The sequence below is a fragment of the Noviherbaspirillum malthae genome (assembly GCF_015352985.1).
GTDB lineage: Bacteria > Pseudomonadota > Gammaproteobacteria > Burkholderiales > Burkholderiaceae_D > Noviherbaspirillum > Noviherbaspirillum malthae.
This window is the reverse complement of the sequence record NZ_JACYXF010000151.1, coordinates 1-3354: the sequence shown is the minus strand read 5'-3', so window position 1 is coordinate 3354 and position 3354 is coordinate 1. Positions and strand designations below refer to the sequence as shown.

Here is a 3354-nt window from a genome sequence, read left to right as displayed (position 1 = left end):
CGTGACTCCGGATGCGTTCTACTTCGGCAACCAGCCAATGCCACAAGCAGCATAGATGGCAACCCTACTTCCGCGAAGCTCCACTTAGCAGCAGCAATATGCTGTCCAATCAAACGGGGCCACCTCTATGAATGCATGGAGCCGGGTGACTGCCTCGCCGGTATAAACGCGCGGCCGGATTTCCGACAGAACGCGCCCGCTCAAAATGCCGAAGCCTGCAAATTTCTCCGGGGCCATCAGCGCGGCGCTGGCACTCATAATGCCACCTTGGCTGAAACCGGCAATCCAAATGCGCTGAGAATCGACCCCGTATGCATTTGGCAGTGCATCGACAAATTCCAGTAGGAGTCGACGCGAAGCCTCTGCTTGTTCCGCATTGATGGATGGGCCGTTCGCGGTGAATGTAACCTGAAACCAGCCGAATTGAGCGGGCCCGAAAGTGAGCGGCGCTCGGGCGGCAATAACGACGAGACGGGGGTCCTGTTCACGAGCGACATCTATCAACCCTTCTTCATTGGCACCGACGCCGTGCAACAAAACGAGGCAGGGAGCTTTCTTGCCATCATCTGTGCTGTTAAGTCGGATTCGGTGCTTCAGTCCAAACGCTGGCTCATCGATAAGCCGTCCCAATGCGCTGTTCATATTCATCCTTTAGATGTGAAGTTGCAATAGGTTATGCGCATCGTTAGTAAGCCTGCGCATGGGAGTCATGCCGCCAATGCCTTGATGAGGGCGATGCCAATTGTAGTGGTGCACCCAACGATCGAGCATGGCGGTTCGATCATTGGAGTGCTGGTAGACAAAACCATAAGCCCATTCCCGCAGCGCCGACTGGATAAAGCGCTCCGCTTTCCCGTTGGTTTGGGGACGGTATGGCCGGGTGAATCTTGACTTGAGTCCAACAGCTTGCGCGGCGGCGGCAAATGCCTTGGAACGGAACGCCGAGCCATTGTCAGTGAGAATGGCTTTGGGCCGCATGCCCAGCGAGCTGTACCAGGCGTATGCCTTGCCGAGGAAATCAATTGCGTTTTCCTTGGTTTCATTGGCATACATCCGGGTGAAGGCAATGCGGGCATGGTCATCGATGGCAATAAACAGCACCTCCCATCCGGCCCCGCGCACCTCTGTCGTACGGTCGCCATGGACACGGTGTCCGGGCCGTTCGATGCGCGCAAGTTTTTTGGTATCGAGGTGGATCAGATCCCCGCAATGGGCATGTTCGTAACGCACGATCGGTTCAGCCGGTTCCAGGTCTGACAGCCGGGACAGGCCAGCGCGATTGAGCACCCGGCTCACGGTAGCCTTGGACAGGCCCAGGTAGTGAGCAATGCGCATCTGGGTCATGCGTTTCTTGCGCAGCTCAATGATGGTGAGGGCTGTGGCGGTTGAAATTGAACGCGGGCTTACATTGGGACGAGAAGAGCGATCGGCCAGGCCGGACGGCCCTTCGGCGAGATAGCGTCCCAGCCACTTCCTGACCGTTGCCGTGCTCACCCCAAAGCGATCGGCGGCCACCGTGACACAGGCGCCGCTCGATGTCAGAGACATGACCATTTCCAGTCGACGAACGAAGGTAAGTCGGGCATTCTTGTGGATGTTCATTCGGCTGGGCTCCTTTGAGACGAGTGGGGGTTTGGCGATTCCCAGTGTCTCAAATCCAGTCCGAATGGACACCTACAACCTATTGAAACATCACATTTAGAGCAGCAGTTCGTTGATAGCTCGCACTATATTGGGTTGGCATTAATAGATAAAGAAGGGATTAATAAGCAAATTGATTCCTGTTGGTTGACAATCGTATCCGGAAGAACAGTTATCGAACGACAGTCGTGTCATGCCGAAAACATCTTTTGGGCAAGGCAATCCGTGGGTAGCCGCACGACTTAGCGTCCCGGCAAATGTCAGACCGCTCAGGTGCCCCCAATATGTTCGTATAGGATGAGACCACCGATAAGAATCAATATCACCCCTCCAACAACTTCTGCACGCTTTCCTACGATAACACCTAACATCCTCCCCACCATTACACCGAGTGTGACCATCGTGAAGGTGGCGAGTCCTATCGCAGCTGCGGTAACGAGGATGTTCGCGTCCATGAAGGCCAGGCTAACGCCAACCACCATTGCATCGATGCTGGTTGCAAACCCGGTGACCGCGAGCATCCAGAACGAATGGGTTCGAGGCTTCTCCACTTCCTCTTCAGCGGTGGAAAGACCTTCGTGAATCATCCGGATTCCTAGGACACCGAGAAGAACAAAGGCAATCCAGTGGTCCCATGCTGAAACAAAAGGGGCTGCAGCTTGACCGACCGCCCAGCCTATAACTGGCGTCAACGCTTCGATGACGCCGAAGATGGCACCTGTACGAAGCGCTTCCTGGATCCTTGGTCTGTGCAGGGCGGCACCTTTGCCAACGGCAGCAGCAAAGGCATCCGTAGACATTGCCAGCGCAATGAAGACAGTGGAAAGAACGTTCATCGATCACTTTCAGGTCGGGACAAAGACTCATGGCATGCGAAACCAGCCCGACCTTCATCGTGCTTCACATGCCAATGGTCTCGCCAACCTGACGGCTGCCTGCACCACGGTAAAAGTCGAATTACCGAGTATGTTGATGCAGGCACTTCTTGTACAGAAGTAGGCTACTCCCCAGAGGACAAACAACTATACGATGCAACGACTGCACGTTGTTGAATTTTTATCAAGTCCTATTCATTAGGAAAAGCGTTTCGTGTTTACGAAGCAAAGGCGGAAGCCGAAGAGGACTGGAATCCTAACAACACCGAAATGGCAACGTGTAAAGCCTGAACGCTATGCATTCTCACACCGACGCGACCGTTGTCATGGACTTGATACACGGAAATGTTATAATGCTGGCCGTCATTGGGGAGTAGCCTCCCTTCATCCATGAAGGGGCTTGCATCAACATACTTGGTCCACAGACCATGGCGCAAGCGGTTCCATAACTTGGCAAGACCTTTGACCATATGCCTTCCGTTGGCCGGACGGGCGTGTGGTCAATGGGATTACTTGTCCGGCCGAGGAACATCATTACATGGAAGCTTTTCTCGTCTCCACCGGTATCGTCGCTCTGGCTGAAATCGGTGACAAAACCCAACTCCTGGCTTTTATCCTCGCCGCGAAGTATCGCCGACCAATACCGATTATTCTCGGTATTCTGGTCGCCACACTGTTCAATCACGGTTTTGCCGGGGCGCTTGGTGCTTGTGACCCGGTAGAAATCGTGTAGCCACCCGCTGAGTGAGTCTTCATGTTATTTTTGACATGGAGGCATACATGCAGAAGCGATTCACAGAAGAACAAATCATAGGTGTCCTGCGGGAGGCGGAGGTCG

General features: G+C 54.2%; 3 protein-coding genes, 1 pseudogene and 2 riboswitches. Of the genes and pseudogenes, 1 reads left to right on the top strand and 3 read right to left on the bottom strand.

Annotation, left to right across the window (positions count from 1 at the left end; genetic code table 11):
* Nucleotides 1-84: 84 nt before the first annotated feature.
* From IGW03_RS37315 to mntP, 3 genes are all read right to left on the bottom strand, one after another.
* Nucleotides 85-642, bottom strand: coding sequence for an alpha/beta hydrolase (locus tag IGW03_RS37315; RefSeq protein ID WP_194727431.1), 558 nt, complete (start codon nt 640-642; stop codon nt 85-87).
* Between the two features lie 9 nt (nt 643-651).
* Nucleotides 652-1602, bottom strand: coding sequence for an IS481 family transposase (locus tag IGW03_RS37310; protein ID WP_194727430.1), 951 nt, complete (start codon nt 1600-1602; stop codon nt 652-654).
* A 308-nt stretch (nt 1603-1910) separates the two neighbouring features.
* Nucleotides 1911-2477, bottom strand: coding sequence for a manganese efflux pump MntP (mntP, locus tag IGW03_RS37305; protein WP_194727429.1), 567 nt, complete (start codon nt 2475-2477; stop codon nt 1911-1913).
* A gap of 49 nt (nt 2478-2526) precedes the next feature.
* Nucleotides 2527-2655, bottom strand: a riboswitch (yybP-ykoY riboswitch).
* 217 nt (nt 2656-2872) lie between these two features.
* Nucleotides 2873-3038, top strand: a riboswitch (yybP-ykoY riboswitch).
* A 16-nt stretch (nt 3039-3054) separates the two neighbouring features.
* Between mntP and IGW03_RS37295 the strand changes: the two are divergent.
* Nucleotides 3055-3222, top strand: a pseudogene (locus tag IGW03_RS37295) (TMEM165/GDT1 family protein); the annotation flags it as partial.
* Nucleotides 3223-3354: the final 132 nt, after the last annotated feature.

Excerpts from the sequence above, each read along its gene's own strand:
- mntP (WP_194727429.1), bottom strand. The coding sequence starts at position 2,477 with ATGAACGTTCTTTCCACTGTCTTCATTGCGCTGGCAATGTCTACGGAT.
- IGW03_RS37315 (WP_194727431.1), bottom strand. The coding sequence starts at position 642 with ATGAACAGCGCATTGGGACGGCTTATCGATGAGCCAGCGTTTGGACTG.
- IGW03_RS37310 (WP_194727430.1), bottom strand. The coding sequence starts at position 1,602 with ATGAACATCCACAAGAATGCCCGACTTACCTTCGTTCGTCGACTGGAA.